We start from the raw sequence: 17155 nt of genomic DNA on the forward strand, positions 1-17155 counted from the left end.
AATCTTAATACCCGAACGGATAGTTCTTTCCTAGAATAGTAACCATTTTAGTATTGTAATTTAATTTGATGTCTTCAATACCAGCTACATCAATATCTAAAATACCCGCTTCAACACTTCTTGGTAATAATACAAAATGTAACGACTCTTCGACTGTTAAGGTATAATCTACACCTTTTGAGCTCGTTCCGCTTTGCATACCTTCCAGCATATATTCATCATCCCAGATATTTAAAGGCGTATCACTTCCTGCAACCCAGGTTCTAGTAGAATCTTCAGTATAATCAATTGTAGCTCCAGTTGAAGTGGTTATTTTCCCATTAGCAATAGTAACGCTATACTCTAGATTTCCATCTGTATTTTCTCCTAAATTTTCAACAACATGTGTACCTTCCACCTTAAAATCTTCATGATAATAATTGGTAAATGTCGAGGTGTGGACACTACCTTCAACACCATACCAATTAGTTGATACAATGGTTACAATACCTTTGCGTGTAATACCATCTTTACACAATACACCTTTACCATAATCTACAGTAATTGTTTTTGGAAAGGTTGTAAAATCCATTGGCTCAACAGTAATAACAGGACCGTCAATTTTTGTTTCTGACAATTTTGATGTACTTGATGTTGTACTTTCTGAATTTAAAACGGCATCACCACTGTTGTTTCCAACGTCTTGAAATACCTTGTTAACGGTTGAATATTCAGTTAAGGCATCAATTGCTGAAGCTGTATCGATAGTGTTTTTAACACTTTCTTCATCACAACTTACAAACAAAACAGCTAAAATTGGGACAATAAGTTTTTTCATAATTCAATGTTTTGATGGACTAATTAACATTATAAAATTTAATTCTCACAAAAAACACATCAAAATATTGCATTTCAAAGTTAATTTTTGCGTTTCATCGATAAGCAAAGTTATAAAATACAATTTTTACACCCTGGTTTTAACATATTTACAATAACCTTATCAGGCATTAATTGGTATTTTTGACTTCGATAAAAACTAAAATTTCATTTTATATATTGAATTCATCTGAACTTAAAGAATTTCTTGACGCCAAGGTTGAACAATACAACAACCCTAAGTTTATTGAGAGCGACCCCATACAAATTCCACACTTGTTTTCTAAAAAGGAAGATATTGAAATTGCTGGTTTTTTAACCTCAACTATTGCCTGGGGTAACAGAAAAAGCATTATTACTAATGCTAATAAATTGATGGATCTGTTAGGGCATTCGCCTTATGATTTTGTAATGAATCATTCCCAAGACAATCTAGAAAAACTAGCTCCTTTTGTTCACCGCACCTTTAATGGAGATGATGCTATTCAATTTATCAAATGTTTAAAACATATTTACACCAAGCATAATGGACTGGAAGCTTTGTTTGCCAAACATGCTGAGCCTAATTCTATGCAATCATCTATATCTGAATTTAAAAAATGCTTTTTTGAAATAGACCATTTACAACGTACCCAAAAGCACGTAAGTGATCCGTTAAAGAACTCGGCAGCGAAGCGCATAAACATGTCTTTTCGGGTAATTGATGAGGCATAGTTTTCATTCATTTTGAAGGGAAATGGCTTAAAAGTCAAAATAAATATATTTTTGTAGAATAAACCAAGATAATTGATGCTTATTCAATCAGACCTCAAAGAATTTCTCGATTCCAAAGTTATTGAGTATAATAACCCTAGTTTTATTGACTCTGACCCAATCCAAATACCTCATCGTTATTCTTTAAAAGAAGACATCGAAATTTCAGCTTTTCTTGCTGCCACCATCGCTTGGGGAAACAGAAAAATGATAATTAAAAACGGAGAAAGGATGATGGAGTTAATGGGGAATTCTCCTTATGACTTTGTTTTGAATCATAACGAAACACACTTAAATAGGTTAGATGATTTTGTCCACCGTACATTCAATGGAACAGATTTCAAATACTTTATCAAAGCTCTTGAAAATATTTATGTTAATCATGGTGGTTTGGAATATGTTTTTAACCAAAATATTAGCGAAAACAGTTTGCAACCAGCCATTCATGAATTTAAAAACCTTTTCTTCTCATTAGAACATGAATTACGGACTAAAAAGCATATTGGTGACCCAAATAAAGGCTCGGCTTGTAAAAGGCTTAATATGATGCTGAGGTGGCTTGTTCGTAATGATAAAGCTGGCGTAGATTTCGGCATTTGGAAAACTATACCAACTTCAATATTATCATGTCCGTTAGATGTACACTCTGGTAATGTGGCCAGAAAATTAGGTTTGTTAACTAGAAAACAAAACGATGCAAAGGCATTAGCTGATTTGGATAAAAACCTTCGTCAACTGGACCAGAATGACCCTGTAAAGTATGATTTTGCTTTATTTGGTTTAGGGGTTTTTGAAGGGTTCTAATTTACTATGAATTTTTAAATATTATTCTTTTAAAATTTGAGAAAAAGACTTATATTGACGTAATAAATATCTCTCATTATTTTATTATTATGTTGAAAAGAATCCTTTTAGTTTCTATAGCTCTTACTATATATACCTGTTCCAATGAAAGTGTAGAAAGTACCAATAATCAGGACCCAATTATAGGAAGGTGGGGGAATTTTATGGACACATACTTTGCTTGTAATGGAGTTGAAATGATATTGGAGGAATATTCTCCATATTACTCTATTGACACTTTTAAACCTGATGGTACCGTTACTTTAGAGGGTACATTCCTAGGAACTATTGAAGGAACTTGGGAAAATGTGGGAAATGGAAATTATAAATTTTCATTATTGGGTTTTACTGAGACTTCAAATGTTCAATTCGTTTGTGACAAAAATATAATGAAAATAGATGATGATGGTTGGGGGTATATTTATTACGAAAGAGAAAATTATGACAATAGCTTGTGTGATGAGATAACTATAAATAGCAATTTAGTTTACGTTCCTGATGATAATTTTGAGCAATATTTAGTTAGTAAAGGATGGGATAATAAATTAGATGACTATGTGGATTTTGAGAGAATCCGAGGTGTTTATAGATTAAATATAGAAAATCTGGGTATTAGTGATTTAACTGGAATTGAGCAATTCTGCTCATTGGAAGAACTTTATGTTGACGGAAACAACCTCACATCGTTAGATGTATCTCAAAATACATTACTAAGTGATTTATCTCTTGATAATAATCCAATCTGCTGTGTTAAAGTGAATGAAACACAAGCAGCTAATATACCATATGGTTGGGATAAGAGTAGTTCTTTAAGTTATTCTGTAGATTGTGAAAGTTTGGATTGCTCTTCTGGTAAAACATACATAGCAGATTCTTATTTTGAAACCGTGCTAAAAAATATGGGATATGATGATGAGGTTGATAATTGGGTTGCAACTGAAAATATAAAAACCATTGATTCATTAAATTTATCTGGAAAATATATATCAGATTTAACAGGTATTCAGGACTTTACTCAATTAGGAGCCTTGATAGTCAATAATAATTTTATAAAATCTTTAGACCTGTCAAAAAACACCAATTTATACAGGTTAGATGTTTCTAATAATCAATTGTCATCTTTAGACCTCTCAGAAAATACTCGGTTATATTGGCTATATGTATCTAAGAACCAATTATCATCGTTAGACCTTTCAAAAAACACTAGTTTATTTTGGCTAAATGCTTCTAGTAACCAATTGATATCGTTAGACCTTTCAAAAAACACGAATTTATTTTGGCTAAATCTTTCTAGTAATCAACTAAATAGCTTAAACTTAAAAAACGGGAATAACTCCAGAATAACATCATTTTCAATTAAGTATAATATTAATTTAACATGTGTTAATGTTGATGATGTAACTTATAGTATTGCTAATTGGACCAATAAAGATAGCCAGACTTCTTTTTCAGAAAACTGTAATTAATAAAAATGGCATCAATTTAGATTGACGCCATTTGCTTAACCCATTGCTTAACTCGATATTGATTCTCAACCACTTTTTTTGCTGCTGATGGGCTACTGGCTGTGGCTGAAACATCAATTGCTGTACCAACGCCCTCGATTCTAATTTTTCCTTTGTACGTTATCATAATTAAAAAATTAATTTTGTTCTAACATTGCTTGCTTTACTCGTTGTGCTACACCTAGGCTAACACCTCCCAGTGCTGCGGCCCGACGTAATGATTCACCATTCTTCAATTCGGTAGCGACCTTTTTGTACTTATTTAAAAACTCTTCCGTAGTCATTCTGGAACCGTACAGCCTTCCTCGGTAAACTCCTCGTAATTTAGCAGCCTCGATGCCTTGGCGTTGCCTTTCCAGCATATTTTCCCTTTCCATACTGCTAACGTTAGCAAGAACACTTGTTACCATAGTAAATGCTGAGTTTTTTTTATTATCAATTAAAGAATACATACCTATGTTCTCTACGAACAAGTTAATTTGATTTGTTGTTAAAAAGTCACATACAGTAAGAACGTCTATAATGTCTCTTCCCAGCCTGTCGATTGATGAAACATGGACCTCTGTAATTTTTCCTTGTTTAACACTTTCAACGATTTTTTTGCCTTGAGGTCTTTCAAAAAATGAAATGGCTCCGCTAATTTTATCAACAAAAACTCTATCAAATTCAGACTCATTCTTTTCCTGTCTTGCGGTATTTTGCTCTAAACTAGAAACCCTGACGTATTTAACTTTCATAAGTAATTTATTATATCACAAATATAATGTATTTATTTAGGATGGCAAAATAATACAGCTGAAAACCAGGTGTTTACATTGATTTCCTGTATCTGTTATAGGTATGCTTGAAATGATACACTTACCGTATAAATGTATATACAATCCTTAATTTTTACTCTGCATAACTTCCAGGATTTTTGGACACATGGGACCCTAGTATATACGAGGGTTGGGGTTTCCCTATGGAGAGAGAGGATACCTAGCTGGGGTATTTTTTAAAATATTTTCTTCCAAACAAAGAGCAGTCCGTCCGATATCAACATATAAAACTAAAAACGCATAGTTTGCAATAGTATAGACTTTAAATAACGGGCGATGTGAGGTGAAAAAAGGAACATTTAATGTAGATAAATTGTATTTAAATTAAGTTTTATCTATTTATATATAAAACAAAGATTATGGCAAAATTACCTTCAACTCAGAATACAGAAGTCTTCATCATGCGTATTTCACCTAAGCTAAAAGAGAAATTAAATGAGCTTGCAAAAAAAAGTAAATATGGCGGCAGTGCTTCCGCCGCTATTAGAGTATTAATCGAATCGGCATACCGAAACGGTTAACTTTTAGCAGCGTTACAAATTTAGTCGGTCGTATACTTTCTTAAGCAAGTAGTCTTTAACCAGATTACCAAAATCCTTGTCGTCCATCATCTTGGAAAAGATATCTTGGTTCTGGTCCATGCGTCCTATCAGCTTATCCATGAAAATATCCTCAAAGCCAAATTTAAAATTAGCCATTGAGTTATTTCTGGCTTGCTCAGAGAGTTTTTCATCAGCAACTAATTCTGCTTCTATCTGGTCAAAGAAAAGCTTATCAGCATCGTTAAATTCGGTTTGGAATCGTTTGTTTAATACATCTATGATTTCTGATAATGCAGCTTCCTCATCTTTGTTGTTACTTCTAATCCCAGCTTCATTAGAACCATCAAGACCATATTCTCCCTGACTTTCCATAACGATATTCTGTTCAGCAATCTTTTGCAGTCTGTAATATTCCAATGAAACCTCATCGCCTAATTTAAACCTATCTTGCTGTCCTGTTCTCGGTAGCTTTTTAAGCAAGAACCTCGCATACGTAAATAACTTTTCAAGGTCTACATCGTAGAACGGCATTATCTGGGTTAAAAACGAATATAGTCTGGTAAACGACTGTAAGGCATGTTTAAAGTTTTCCTGCGTTATTTCGGTACCAACGACATCTTCTTTAGAGTTCTCTTTCGGTAATTGCTTGTATCGCTCCACTGCTGGGTCGATATATGCATTCAGTTTCTTTTGTTCTTTTACAGATAATGATTTGACTGATTTAAAGAAAACGTTGCAAAATTGAGTCACCTCAGTTTCCCAGATGATATGGGCCTTCTCAATCTCTCCTTTTAAATCATACAGGTGATTCGGGTCCGTTGTACTTTCAACGGTGGTTAGCTCATAATAAGGCTGGAATGAACTAAGTATGTCTTCGGTTTCATTCGCAAAATCTAAAACAAAGGTATCTTCTTTACCAGCACACATTCTATTTAATCTGGAAAGCGTCTGCACACATTTTACTCCAGATAGCTTTTTATCTACATACATGGTATGTAATAAAGGCTGGTCGAACCCTGTCTGGTATTTGTCTGCAACTAATAATAACTGATATTCTTCGGATGCGAATTTCTTAGGTAATTCCTTTTCCTTAAAACCATTCAGCTCCACTTCAGTAACACCTGACGGATAGGTGTCATAAATTACCTTACCAGAAAATGCCACCAAGGTCTTCACATCTTTATAACCTTTGGATGCTATATATCTGTCGAATTCTTCTTTATAGCGAACTGCATGAAGTCTGGAACTGGTAACCACCATCGCTTTAGCTTTACCTCCAATTTTCTTGGAAACTACCTGTCTGAAATGCTCAATAATAACTTCTGTTTTTTGTGCTAGGTTATGCGGATGTAGAGATAAAAACCTACCAATCGCTCTGGCAGCCTGCTTTTTATTTACATTAGGGTCTTCTTCTATTTCTTTGGATAGCTTAAAATACGTCTTATAAGTGGTGTAATTTTTTAGTACATCTAGTATGAAACCTTCCTCAATGGCTTGTTTCATCGAATACAAATGAAACGGTTTAGGAATACCAGATGCATCTGGTGTACCAAATACCTCAACCGTTTTAGGTTTTGGAGTTGCAGTAAAAGCAAAGAAGCTGAGGTTGTCCTGTTTTCCTCTGGCTTCCATCGATTTTCTTATTTCGTCTTCGGCATCTTCATCCAGTCCAGAGTAAACTTCTTCCTTTTCTGCTTCCTCTAAAGATTTAGCCGATAGCACTTCTTTCATCTTTTTAGTAGCTTCACCACCCTGAGAAGAGTGTGCTTCATCAATAATTACAGCATACTTACGGTTTGGAATTTCACCAATCTTTTCTAAAATAAATGGGAATTTCTGTAAAGTGGTAATGATGATGTTGGAACCAGCCGTAATAGCATCAGCTAACTGCTGAGAGTCCTTATCGATTTTCTGCACCACACCGTCTTTATGCTCAAACTGATAGATGGTATTTTGTAACTGACTATCCAGAACTCGACGGTCTGTAATAACTATCACCGAATCAAAAACTCGGTTGTTGGCTTTATCATGAAGACTCGATAACCTATAAGATAGCCATGCAATAGAATTAGACTTACCAGAACCAGCTGAATGCTGAATCAAATAGTTTTTTCCAGCACCTGAAGTCTTGGCATCGAATGTTAATTTACGAACCACATCCATTTGGTGAAAACGAGGGAATATCATCGTTTCCTTCTTCTTTTTTACACCATTAAGTTCGTATTCTTCAATGTTGAGGTGTAAAAACTTAGCTATAATATCCATTAAGCTGTCTTTGGTCCAGACGTATTCCCATAGATATGCTGTTCTGTAACCTTCTTTATTTGGTGGATTTCCAGCTCCGTTATTATAACCCAGATTAAACGGTAAGTAACGTGTTTTTTTACCAGCTAATCGGGTGGTCATGTAGGCTTCATCAGTATCTACTGCGAAATGGACTAAAGACCGCTTTTTAAAATGAAATATGGGTTCGGTTGGTTCTCGGTCATACACATACTGTTTTTGAGCATTGCTAACGTTCTGTCCAGAGAACTGGTTCTTCAACTCAATTGTAGCTATTGGAAGTCCATTAAGCGATAGCACCATGTCCAGCGAATTCTTTCCGTTACGCTCATAATAAAGCTGTCTGGTGACGCTTAAATGATTCTTACTATACAGAACCTCAGCGTCTGGATTTAAGCTACTCTCGGGTCTGAAAAACGCCATTTTAAACTTAACACCGTAATCGGTAAAACCATTGCGAAATACATCCAGAGTGCCACGTAAGTCCAGTTCCCTAATAAGACGGTTCACCACCTTATTCTCCACATCATCTTTATGTATGTTAGATATCTTTTCCCATTCTTTGGGTTGTGATAACTTGATAAAATCGGTGATGTATTTCGGGAAGAATCCCAGCTGAGGATTAAAATCATCTGAATAACCTTTAACATAACCACCGTGTTCCAGTAGAGATGATTCTATTGCTGCTTCAAATGTTAATTCTGTATGTATTCCTTTTGCCATTATTTACTTAGTATTCGTTAAGCCTAATTCTAATTATCTAATGTTTTCTAACTTTAAAAAGTAAAATTCCCCAGCATTTACCCAGTGAAATTTATAATTTCCTCTTAGAGTTATATCTATATCCTTTCCTCCAATAGGCGTATTTAAGTGAATCCCATTTGTTATTTCGGTTCCCTCTGAAATATCGTATGCAAAGTATTTAGATGTTTTTTTGGATGGAAAAGGTAAATTTTTAAAATCGGTCATGGTTAACTGAATGCCATCAATATAATTTTCATTTTCTGCATATGCCTCCAAAAGCTCTAAATCAGCATAAACATCTTTAAAAAAAATGTCAACAGCACCTCTTTTACCTCCACTTGCAGCAAGATATTTGTAACATTTTAATTCCAGAGGTAAATAAACACATTCATTTCCTTTTACTATCTGAATCACAATATCACACTCTCGCATTCTATCTCCTACTAAGATTCCAGTTTCCAATTCTATTGTAACACTTTCGTCTTTATGATAAATGGCCAGGTCAATAGAGTTTTTAAGCAAGTATGCAAATTGTAATTGCATACTTGCTTCCTTATTTACAGTTAAAAGTTCTCCTCCAACTTTTGCTGAATAACTATTCCAACAGGTATTAATTAAATCTTTAATTCGCTCGGTTAATTCTTCCATTTTTACTTGTTTGCTGTTTTCTAATAGGTCTATGGTGAAGCCCTATACCTCATTAAGAAAGTCGGATATCAATGTAAACTCATCTGAACCTTGAACATAGATGCTTTCCATGCCATCAATGCTTACCATGCATTCAAGACGTTCCTCATCCGCATTATTGCGTCTGTCTAGTTGTACACTGTAACCATCTAATTCTGCTTCAAAAGCAGTTCTCCCTCCTCCAATTATCCATGCAGCAGTATCTTCTGGAGTTGTGTTTCTTAAAGCATCTAATAGCGCTCTTAATTGTTCTTCTGTCATATATTTTTAGTTTTTTATTATTTCATCTCTAACATCCACTTTACCCGTAACTACCTCACTGATTAATGCTGTTTTGTATTCTTTTAATAATTCTATTTCTTTATTTAGCTTTATTGATAAATTCTCAATTCTTGATTCAGTTTTCTCTAATAAGTCTACTATTTTTTGCTGTTCATCCCATGAAGGGTAGGCTATTTTAAAATTGTTGATTTTCTCTTGAGAGATTGCAGGTGTACTTCCACCAGCAGTATAAACTTTAAAATACCCTTGGAAGTAATTTGAAGTCATTAAAAAGTAAAGAAACTTAGGAAGCAGTTTAATTTCTTTCATAACAACAAGCTGAGGGTTTAAGGTCATTTCAGGAGTGTTTTCTGTAATTATTGCCGTTTTACCAATCGTTGAACCTGTTTTTACGAGAATCACATCATCAGGATATATCTTAATCTCAGGTGATTCCTCATATTTTTCCCAAGAGAGATAAGTACAGTTTTCAAGAACTAATTTTTGATTTTTAATATTTGAAGGACTAAGAGAAATTGCTCCATCTCCCTCATCTACTAAATCAGCAGTAGTGTATCCTCTAAAACCTATTCTTCCTATAATAGTTACAACGTTTTTAATACGAGCCTCAATCCAATGTTCAGGAATCTCACCTAACCACTCAATACCAGAATCCTTCATGGGCACATTAGGGTCCAGACCTTTCGTTACCGCTTGGTTTATTATTGCTGTACGCTCTTCTTTTAATAACTCTATCAGGTTTTCCTTTTTGGTGATGAGGTCATCTATTTTGGTAGTCTTATAGTCTAGGTAATTAGCTATTTGGGTTTGAATTTCTAAAGAAGTAGGTAAAGAAATCCATAAATTTTCTAAGGTCCCCATACCGATATTTGGTTGTGTTCCAAAAGTCCAACCTGTCTCTACCTGACTCCTGAAAACTGAAGATTGGATGAATTGAAATAAATATCTATTGTCTACTTTTCCTTTATCTGCTCTAATAATTGCAAGTGGTGACCAAATACCAAATTCAACATCGGTAGTTACGAAAGCTGATTTTCCCGTGGTTGAACCTGACTTACAAAACAATATATCACCCTTGTAAACCTTCGACTTTTTGCAATATTCAAGGTGTTGTTCTTGAGATATAAATCCTCTTTTGTAATCTAAATTTATTCCACTTTCTTTAATAGCTTCCGCGGAAATAAAAGGAATGCCTTCTTCTTTCCATTCAGGAGTTTCGTGTGGTCCATCCGTCACTTTAGAAGATACCAAGGACTTTATTCTGACTCTATCCCAATCTGAAGGAATATTACCTATGAAATCAATTCCCGAATCTTTATATGAATCGTATTTTTTCATATTTCTTCCAATTTAGCTTGTTTTAAAGCTTCAACAGCTTTATTTAAAAAGTCATTTTCATGTTTGAAAAAATGAGTTTCCAATTGTTTTTCTAGTTCAACAGCAAAATCAGAATCCGAATTAAGTTCTAAAGGAATATCTATTTTATAAACATGATTATATTTATTATTATCACCTCCTTTATTACTAGCTTTAACTAAAGGAGTATAGATACCGTCATCTGCTAAATTTTGATTAACGATTGAACCAAACTTTGTATGTTCTTTTTCAAATAACTCAAAACAAGCTTTAAACTCTTTATTGAATATCATGTGATTTAAATCAACCCAAAAGCGAAATCCTTCATAGGTTAAATTATCATTACACTTCTTACCCACAAAATATTTGATTGCAGATGTCTCATTTTTTGTAGTTGGAACAAAACCGTAAGAATTAAAAACAGCTATTGTAGTTTTGCCAATATACTTTGCAAGATTGTTTTCAGCCTTTTTAAGTTTTTTAAGTTCATTATTATGATTTTGAAATTGCTGTAATACTTTATTCTGCTCTTTATCCATTATACTATTTGCGTATAAGTTTTCTATATTATTTATGTACTCTTTTAATAATAAAAGATGCTTTTCGTTGGCGGTTTTAAAGTGTAAGTTTAAATTTTTCTGAACTTCATTTATAAGTTGGCTATGAGTGATGTAGTAAAAAGTTTCTTTTCCTTTTTTTATTATGGATTGCTTCTCTTTTTTCTTAGTTAAGACAATTCCTAATTTATTTTTTGCATTTACACTTTTGAAATAATCATTTAAATCGTTATAAACATGACTGTCTATTTTGTTTTCTATAATAATAGCCCAATCCGTTTTTGTGTTTTCTGTAGGTTTGTCATTTATAGAATATTCAGGACAACTTTTTATAACAAGGTCAATACTATTACCTTTAATTGTTTTAAACTCTCTAAACACCTCATAATTCTCATCTGCTTTAATCTCATTTTGATTAGCAATTAGTGAAATTAGACTATCAATAAAAAGAGTATTCAAATTATGTTCTTCATTTTTATCTAAGTAAAATGCTAACCAATTACTATTAACAGTTTCCCATCTTGGAAACCCTGAAATATCATAAAAGGTTTTGCCTCTTTCAAGGTTATTGGGTATTACTTCTAAAATATTATTTAACCAACCTAAATCCATTATTTCTTTACAAAGGATTTATTTTCTTGTCTAACTCTGGCATCTTCATGTTTATAATCGGCGGGAGTTGGTTTAAACGATTTATCACTACGTTGTAATCCAAAGCCTTTATACTGAAACTCTCTTAGTGCCTTAATATCTAACTCATCTACTAGTAATGTAGTGTTTTTTCCCCCTTTAATTCTTAGACTATCTCTGTCTTCGGTTTTCTTAGGGTGTATTACTCTGGAATCACCGTAATCACTAGTGTTTACTTGAATAAAGTAGCAATGCAAATCTCTACTGGTAGTTTCAGATATATTAGCATAAAAATTAACATCTCTATTCCACTCGGAAGCAATTAAAAAATCAATTTTAGAACGGAAAATAGAACGGTGTACAATATCAGCTAATTCGAAACAGTAATAATTTGTAAAGTATAGTCCTTTCCATCTAAATAGATGATATCTATATGGAGTAGGCTTTGGAACAACTCTTCTATATTGATTAATCCAAAACTCTTCAGATGGAGCATAGTGATTTTTTAGTCTCAAAACAGGAACCGCATCTTTAATTCCTCTAATCTCACAAGGTAATACCGTAAGTATAAAATTAAATGCAATATCGTTATGAGTCCAATGTTCTATTCCTGAGACAATAGCTTGCTGATGATTTGAAGAATTTTCTAAAATTGTTTTTACCAATCCATGAGGGAGCGAAAGTTCTGGTAATACTACAATATCACAGGCTTCGGCCTCAGCTTCATTTAACACTTTAGCAAATTGTAAATATCTGTTAGTTAAATTAGGTTTACCTAACATACTAGCTTCATAGTTTTTACCATCCACCTTCATATTAGCTAAACCAACTCTTAATTTATCTATTTTATCTTTCTTACTTACTGTAATCTCATGACCGAATAACAACCAATCTTCATTTCCGTTAGTTTTTTCCTTTATGTTAAATGCTTCACCATAATTAAAAATTTCATTTTTTAATTTATCCTTGAAATTCTTGTCAGATAGTTTAAACCAATAATTTATTTTAAAATAAATCTCAAATGCTTCGTCTAAATAATGTTGAGTTGAGTCATCTTCACCAAATAAATTATCATTTTCAATTATATTCTGAAATGATGTAAGTCTTTTGGTATTGTGAACACGTTTAATACACTCCATCCAAGCTACCTCATAAAATCGGACTTTACGTGGAGAATAGCTTAGAAGAACATCTTTAAAATCAATTCCATCCAAGTTAATTTTAGAGAAGTTAGGTTCAAGAAGTGTTGTAGACATTGGTAACTCTGTAAAATTCAGTAAAGGAATATTAATATAGTTATGCCTCAACATATTAGACAAACGACAACGCTGCCAATTACTAAAAACATCTAATGGTCGTTTATTTATAACAGAAAACTCTTCGTAGAATCTATTAAATATTTTAGTTAATCTCTCTTGAATAGGCTCAATAAATGAAGGATTTAATGAAAAAACCATTTCCATTGCAATTGCATAATGCTCTAGTAAGTCTCCTGCAATTCTGTTGTAGTTTAAATTGTGTTGTTTGAACTTTTTGCCAATTGGAAGTTTAAATATTTGTTCAAAAGTATTCACCGTAAATTTGATAAACTCCTCTTTATTATCATTAACAACAAAATAAGTTAATAGTCTTTCCCATTGTCTGAAATGGTCTAAATTTGTTGTTCCTCTGAAAAATTTAAGAATTTTTTTTACATCTTCTTTGTTATCTGTTTTTCCATTTCTAAGACTGTAAAATATTTTTTTCGATAAATGAGAAGCTATACCATATCTATTTTCTTTGTAATCTTTAAGCGTTTTTACTTTATGTAGAGAATCATCAAACACTAGTTCATAAGCTTCATCATCAAATCCATTTTCTGCTAATTTTTCATCAGGTAAGAATCTAAACTCACTAGACCGTTGCTCTATTTCATTTTTAAATTTCTCTAATAATGACAACGAAGAATCGTAATCAAAAAAGTAAACCAATGTTTTGGCTGGCTGTATGTAGAGGTTTTTATAACATTGTAGTTTAAATATTCTTCCCGTTTTTTTTCCTTTTTCTAAAAGCTCTTTTGGTGTGTCTTCAAGAGTAATTACAGGAAACAAAGTTTTTATGACATGTTGCTCTTCATCTGTTAACGAGTTAAAAAAGGAATCTGAATATTGCTCGTTAAAATTTAAACTTACATTTTCACATTGGTCTTTAGCTGTAAAGTTAGGATTTGGATTTGCAGTTATGATAAAAATGTCATCAACGTATCTACTGTAATAAATAGGTCTAATGTTTTGATGAACTCTTGAATCAAATTCCCTAAGATACCAATTAGCCAAAACATAAGATGATGCCAAACCAATAGGTAGGATTGACTCATTATCCTCAATATTTTCAATTAATTTATTAGGGTACTTAACTTTCTTTAGTAATTCGGTATAATTTAAATGTATTCTTTTAAAATGGTTTGAAAGTTTATCGTAATCGCTAGATTTCTCGCATTCAAGTCTTTTTTCGAGCTCATCAAAATCTAGTCGGACAGAGTAATAATAATCCTTTATATCAATATTTATAAAAAGTACGTCTTGCTTTTTTTCCAAAAACTGCTTAGCAACAGTTATACCTTCATCTCTCCATTTTTGGTACTGCTTGTAGTAAGGTTTGAAAAGACCTGAATCATCAGTAACTTTCTTTTTATCACTATTAGCCTTTTTTTCTTCTAAGATTAACCTATTACCGTAACATTTTTCTTCTAGGTCTCCTTCCAATTGGAACCCCAACTTCATAATCCATAAAATGGAAATTAAATGTATTTCTACTGGAGCATCAAAAAATAAATTAAGCTTATCTAACTCATAATTATGGTCATTAGAAATTTCTCTAACATTAGTAAAGATGCTTTCAATTAAAGGGTCCTTTTTCGTATTAGAGTTGGAATACTCATTATATGATTTCACCTTTTTAGGTAATACTTTATATGTTATTTGCTTATAAAGTTCTCTCCAATATTCTGAAGGTTTGTTTAAATCACCTTTAATTAATTCATTATGAAAATCCTCCAGTTTTTTTTCAAAATCTACTAATTTATAATTTACGTTTGAAGTTGGATTAAGTCCATGGGATAAATCAGTTTCAAAAGAATAAATTCTGGATTTAAGAAAAAGGTCATGGGTGTCATAATAAGCCATAGATTTTAACTTTCTATAGGCTGTCTTAACATCTTCTAATGTAATTTGTATATCCATTATTCTATCACTTGCTTAATTAAACCATCGGTTTCTTCTTCCAAAGCCAAAATATCAGCACGAATCTCCTCTAATGACCTCAACGGCTTGTATTGGTAGAAATACTTGGTGAAGTTTATTTCGTAACCAATATTGGTTTTAGAGTCATCTACCCATGCATCTGGTACATGCGGTAATACTTCACGCTGCATGTATGCTTGTATGTCTTCCTTAAGAGGTATGTTTTCGGTATCACGTAAGCTGGAATCTGGTTTAGGATTTCCTTTTTTATCCTTTACAATTCCTCCTTTGGCATTTCGAGTTGGTCGTTCCACCGTTACTTTAGAATACCCAAAGTCTTTATTATCGAATATTTTACACTGGTCGCTTTCCATAAAATCACCATATAACTTGGTGATGTCTTTAATATGGTCTTCACTCAGCTCATTACGCTTATCTCCAAGCGATTTACTCATCTTTTTAAAGAAATCTACCGCATTAATCAGTTGCACCTTTCCTTTGCGCTCTAATGGCTTGTGATTAGTTATTAACCAGATGTAAGTACTAATACCTGTATTGTAAAATAACTGGTTTGGTAATGCAATAACAGCTTCTAGCATATCATTTTCTATTAGCCACTGGCGAATACTGGATTCGTTTTTCTTACTCGAAGGCGAACCAGAGAATAATGGCGAACCATTAAATACAATAGCTAATCTTGAGCCTTCAGGTTTCATTTTACTCATCAGGTGCATTAGGAACAGAAAAGACCCGTCACTTACTGAAGGTAATCCAGCACCAAAACGACCACCATGCCCTAGTGCTTCATGCTCTTCTTTAACTTTTTTCTCTATTTTCTTCCATTTTACACCAAATGGTGGGTTGGTGATGAGGTAGTCGAATTTTTCGTTTGGTAGCTGGTCTTCAGATATACTGTTTCCTTTTTTAATGTTGGTAGGGTTTTGTCCTTTAATCAGCATATCGGATTTACAGATAGCATAAGACTCTGGATTTAATTCCTGCCCGAACACTTCTAATCTGGCATCTGGATTTAACTCATGTAGATATTCCTCTGCCACCGATAGCATACCACCAGTACCAGCACAACAGTCGTAAATGGTTTTAACAATACCTTTTTGGGTTAGTGTCTCTCTGTCATCCATAAACAGAAGATTTACCATCAGTTTAATCACCTCACGAGGTGTAAAATGCTCTCCAGCTGTTTCGTTAGAAATCTCAGCAAACTTTCTTATAAGCTCTTCAAACATGTAGCCCATTTCCATTGAAGAAATCTTTTCTGGATGAAGATTAACCTCTTGGAACCGTTTAAGCACCATAAACAACAAATTGTTGTCGTCGAGCTTGGTAATCTGGTTATCGAACTCAAACTGCTCAATAATCTCTCTGGCTTCTTCAGAGAACCCATTAATGTAGTTGCGTAAATTAGCAGCAATATTGTTAGGGTCGGCTACAAGCTTATTGAAATCGAACTGGCTACGGTTATGAAAGTTGTAACCTGCAACTTTATTTAAAATAGGGTCCAGATTCTGGATGTTCATACTCTTAACCTGTTCAGTCTTTTTAAGGACCTCGGCTTTAGTATTATCGAGTACGCAGTCTAATCGTCGTAAAACGGTTAACGGTAGAATAACTTTACCGTAGTCGCTTTGTTTGTAATCACCTCTTAAAAGGTCTGCAATAGACCATATGAAATTAGCGGATTCTTTAACGTTCGTCATTTAAAATTCTAATTCTCTGTTTTCATTTAACATTCCTGCATACTTAAATGCAAATCTTTTCTATTTAATTCTCTTATCATCAGCTACTTCTAAAATTATAGGTTGTGTGAGAATTATTGGTCAATAAATATAGATGTTATATCTCAAATATCGATGACCAACTTCTGTTTTTTTGACTGAGATTTTACATGCCTCTTTCGTAAAAATGACTGATAAAACCACCTCAACTAAAAAAACTTTAAGAATTTTTGTCGTTAGCAAAACTTTAGGATACTTATATAAAAGCCCTAGATATAAAGCCTCACAGCATCACGACAAATGTCGGAATGAACAAAAGTGCAAGAAACATGTCGTAAAGGCC

13 protein-coding genes and 1 pseudogene are annotated in these 17155 nt (G+C 33.2%); 4 read left to right on the forward strand and 10 right to left on the reverse strand.

Going from position 1 to position 17155, the window contains the following annotated elements; all coding sequences use genetic code 11:
• Nucleotides 1-4: 4 nt before the first annotated feature.
• Nucleotides 5-817 carry a hypothetical protein gene (locus RBH94_RS15810; RefSeq protein WP_307881777.1) on the reverse strand — a complete coding sequence of 271 codons (813 nt, stop codon included), beginning with the start codon at nucleotides 815-817 and terminating at the stop codon, nucleotides 5-7.
• A gap of 218 nt (nucleotides 818-1035) precedes the next feature.
• On the opposite strand from RBH94_RS15810, the pseudogene RBH94_RS15815 reads away from it, so the two are divergent.
• From RBH94_RS15815 to RBH94_RS15825, 3 genes and pseudogenes are all read left to right on the forward strand, one after another.
• Nucleotides 1036-1551 (forward strand): annotated as a pseudogene (locus RBH94_RS15815) (DUF2400 domain-containing protein); the annotation flags it as partial.
• Nucleotides 1552-1644: 93 nt separating this feature from the next.
• Entirely contained in the window at nucleotides 1645-2412 is a 768-nt protein-coding gene (locus RBH94_RS15820; protein WP_307881778.1) for a TIGR02757 family protein, read from the forward strand.
• An 89-nt stretch (nucleotides 2413-2501) separates the two neighbouring features.
• Nucleotides 2502-3917, forward strand: a complete 1416-nt coding sequence (locus RBH94_RS15825; protein WP_307881779.1) for a leucine-rich repeat domain-containing protein — start codon at nucleotides 2502-2504, stop codon at nucleotides 3915-3917.
• A 16-nt stretch (nucleotides 3918-3933) separates the two neighbouring features.
• Here RBH94_RS15825 and RBH94_RS15830 read toward each other — a convergent pair whose 3' ends face one another.
• A complete protein-coding gene (locus tag RBH94_RS15830) occupies nucleotides 3934-4083 on the reverse strand; it encodes a hypothetical protein (RefSeq protein WP_307881780.1) in 150 nt (49 codons plus the stop codon).
• Between the two features lie 10 nt (nucleotides 4084-4093).
• Entirely contained in the window at nucleotides 4094-4693 is a 600-nt protein-coding gene (locus RBH94_RS15835) for a recombinase family protein (RefSeq protein ID WP_307881781.1), read from the reverse strand.
• A 440-nt stretch (nucleotides 4694-5133) separates the two neighbouring features.
• Between RBH94_RS15835 and RBH94_RS15840 the strand changes: the two genes are divergently transcribed.
• Complete coding sequence (locus RBH94_RS15840; RefSeq protein WP_307881782.1) at nucleotides 5134-5295, forward strand: hypothetical protein; 162 nt, start codon at nucleotides 5134-5136, stop codon at nucleotides 5293-5295.
• A 12-nt stretch (nucleotides 5296-5307) separates the two neighbouring features.
• Here RBH94_RS15840 and RBH94_RS15845 read toward each other — a convergent pair whose 3' ends face one another.
• From RBH94_RS15845 to RBH94_RS15875, 7 genes are read right to left on the reverse strand one after another with little or no spacing between them, the layout of a single operon-like run.
• Complete coding sequence (locus RBH94_RS15845) at nucleotides 5308-8322, reverse strand: type I restriction endonuclease subunit R (protein ID WP_307881783.1); 3015 nt, start codon at nucleotides 8320-8322, stop codon at nucleotides 5308-5310.
• Between the two features lie 33 nt (nucleotides 8323-8355).
• Entirely contained in the window at nucleotides 8356-8991 is a 636-nt protein-coding gene (locus RBH94_RS15850) for a hypothetical protein (RefSeq protein ID WP_307881784.1), read from the reverse strand.
• Between the two features lie 42 nt (nucleotides 8992-9033).
• Complete coding sequence (locus tag RBH94_RS15855) at nucleotides 9034-9291, reverse strand: hypothetical protein (protein WP_307881785.1); 258 nt, start codon at nucleotides 9289-9291, stop codon at nucleotides 9034-9036.
• Nucleotides 9292-9297: 6 nt separating this feature from the next.
• Nucleotides 9298-10650, reverse strand: a complete 1353-nt coding sequence (locus RBH94_RS15860) for a restriction endonuclease subunit S (RefSeq protein ID WP_307881786.1) — start codon at nucleotides 10648-10650, stop codon at nucleotides 9298-9300.
• Nucleotides 10647-11837, reverse strand: coding sequence for a PD-(D/E)XK nuclease family protein (locus tag RBH94_RS15865; protein WP_307881787.1), 1191 nt, complete (start codon nucleotides 11835-11837; stop codon nucleotides 10647-10649). Before RBH94_RS15865 ends, RBH94_RS15860 begins: the two co-directional genes overlap by 4 nt.
• Entirely contained in the window at nucleotides 11837-15076 is a 3240-nt protein-coding gene (locus tag RBH94_RS15870) for an RNA-directed DNA polymerase (protein ID WP_307881788.1), read from the reverse strand. The genes RBH94_RS15865 and RBH94_RS15870 overlap by 1 nt, the downstream gene beginning before the upstream one ends.
• On the reverse strand, nucleotides 15076-16794 hold the full coding sequence (locus tag RBH94_RS15875; protein WP_307881789.1) for a class I SAM-dependent DNA methyltransferase: 1719 nt from the start codon (nucleotides 16792-16794) through the stop codon (nucleotides 15076-15078). The genes RBH94_RS15870 and RBH94_RS15875 overlap by 1 nt, the downstream gene beginning before the upstream one ends.
• Nucleotides 16795-17155 lie beyond the last annotated feature (361 nt).

The organism is Aestuariibaculum sp. YM273 (assembly GCF_030908365.1).
Taxonomy (GTDB): domain Bacteria; phylum Bacteroidota; class Bacteroidia; order Flavobacteriales; family Flavobacteriaceae; genus Aestuariibaculum; species Aestuariibaculum marinum.

What these genes read in the sequence shown, in the direction of transcription:
- RBH94_RS15810 (WP_307881777.1), bottom strand. Translation starts at nt 817, where the DNA reads ATGAAAAAACTTATTGTCCCAATTTTAGCTGTTTTGTTTGTAAGTTGT.
- RBH94_RS15820 (WP_307881778.1), top strand. Translation starts at nt 1,645, where the DNA reads ATGCTTATTCAATCAGACCTCAAAGAATTTCTCGATTCCAAAGTTATT.
- RBH94_RS15825 (WP_307881779.1), top strand. Translation starts at nt 2,502, where the DNA reads ATGTTGAAAAGAATCCTTTTAGTTTCTATAGCTCTTACTATATATACC.
- RBH94_RS15830 (WP_307881780.1), bottom strand. Translation starts at nt 4,083, where the DNA reads ATGATAACGTACAAAGGAAAAATTAGAATCGAGGGCGTTGGTACAGCA.
- RBH94_RS15835 (WP_307881781.1), bottom strand. Translation starts at nt 4,693, where the DNA reads ATGAAAGTTAAATACGTCAGGGTTTCTAGTTTAGAGCAAAATACCGCA.
- RBH94_RS15840 (WP_307881782.1), top strand. Translation starts at nt 5,134, where the DNA reads ATGGCAAAATTACCTTCAACTCAGAATACAGAAGTCTTCATCATGCGT.
- RBH94_RS15845 (WP_307881783.1), bottom strand. Translation starts at nt 8,322, where the DNA reads ATGGCAAAAGGAATACATACAGAATTAACATTTGAAGCAGCAATAGAA.
- RBH94_RS15850 (WP_307881784.1), bottom strand. Translation starts at nt 8,991, where the DNA reads ATGGAAGAATTAACCGAGCGAATTAAAGATTTAATTAATACCTGTTGG.
- RBH94_RS15855 (WP_307881785.1), bottom strand. Translation starts at nt 9,291, where the DNA reads ATGACAGAAGAACAATTAAGAGCGCTATTAGATGCTTTAAGAAACACA.
- RBH94_RS15860 (WP_307881786.1), bottom strand. Translation starts at nt 10,650, where the DNA reads ATGAAAAAATACGATTCATATAAAGATTCGGGAATTGATTTCATAGGT.
- RBH94_RS15865 (WP_307881787.1), bottom strand. Translation starts at nt 11,837, where the DNA reads ATGGATTTAGGTTGGTTAAATAATATTTTAGAAGTAATACCCAATAAC.
- RBH94_RS15870 (WP_307881788.1), bottom strand. Translation starts at nt 15,076, where the DNA reads ATGGATATACAAATTACATTAGAAGATGTTAAGACAGCCTATAGAAAG.
- RBH94_RS15875 (WP_307881789.1), bottom strand. Translation starts at nt 16,794, where the DNA reads ATGACGAACGTTAAAGAATCCGCTAATTTCATATGGTCTATTGCAGAC.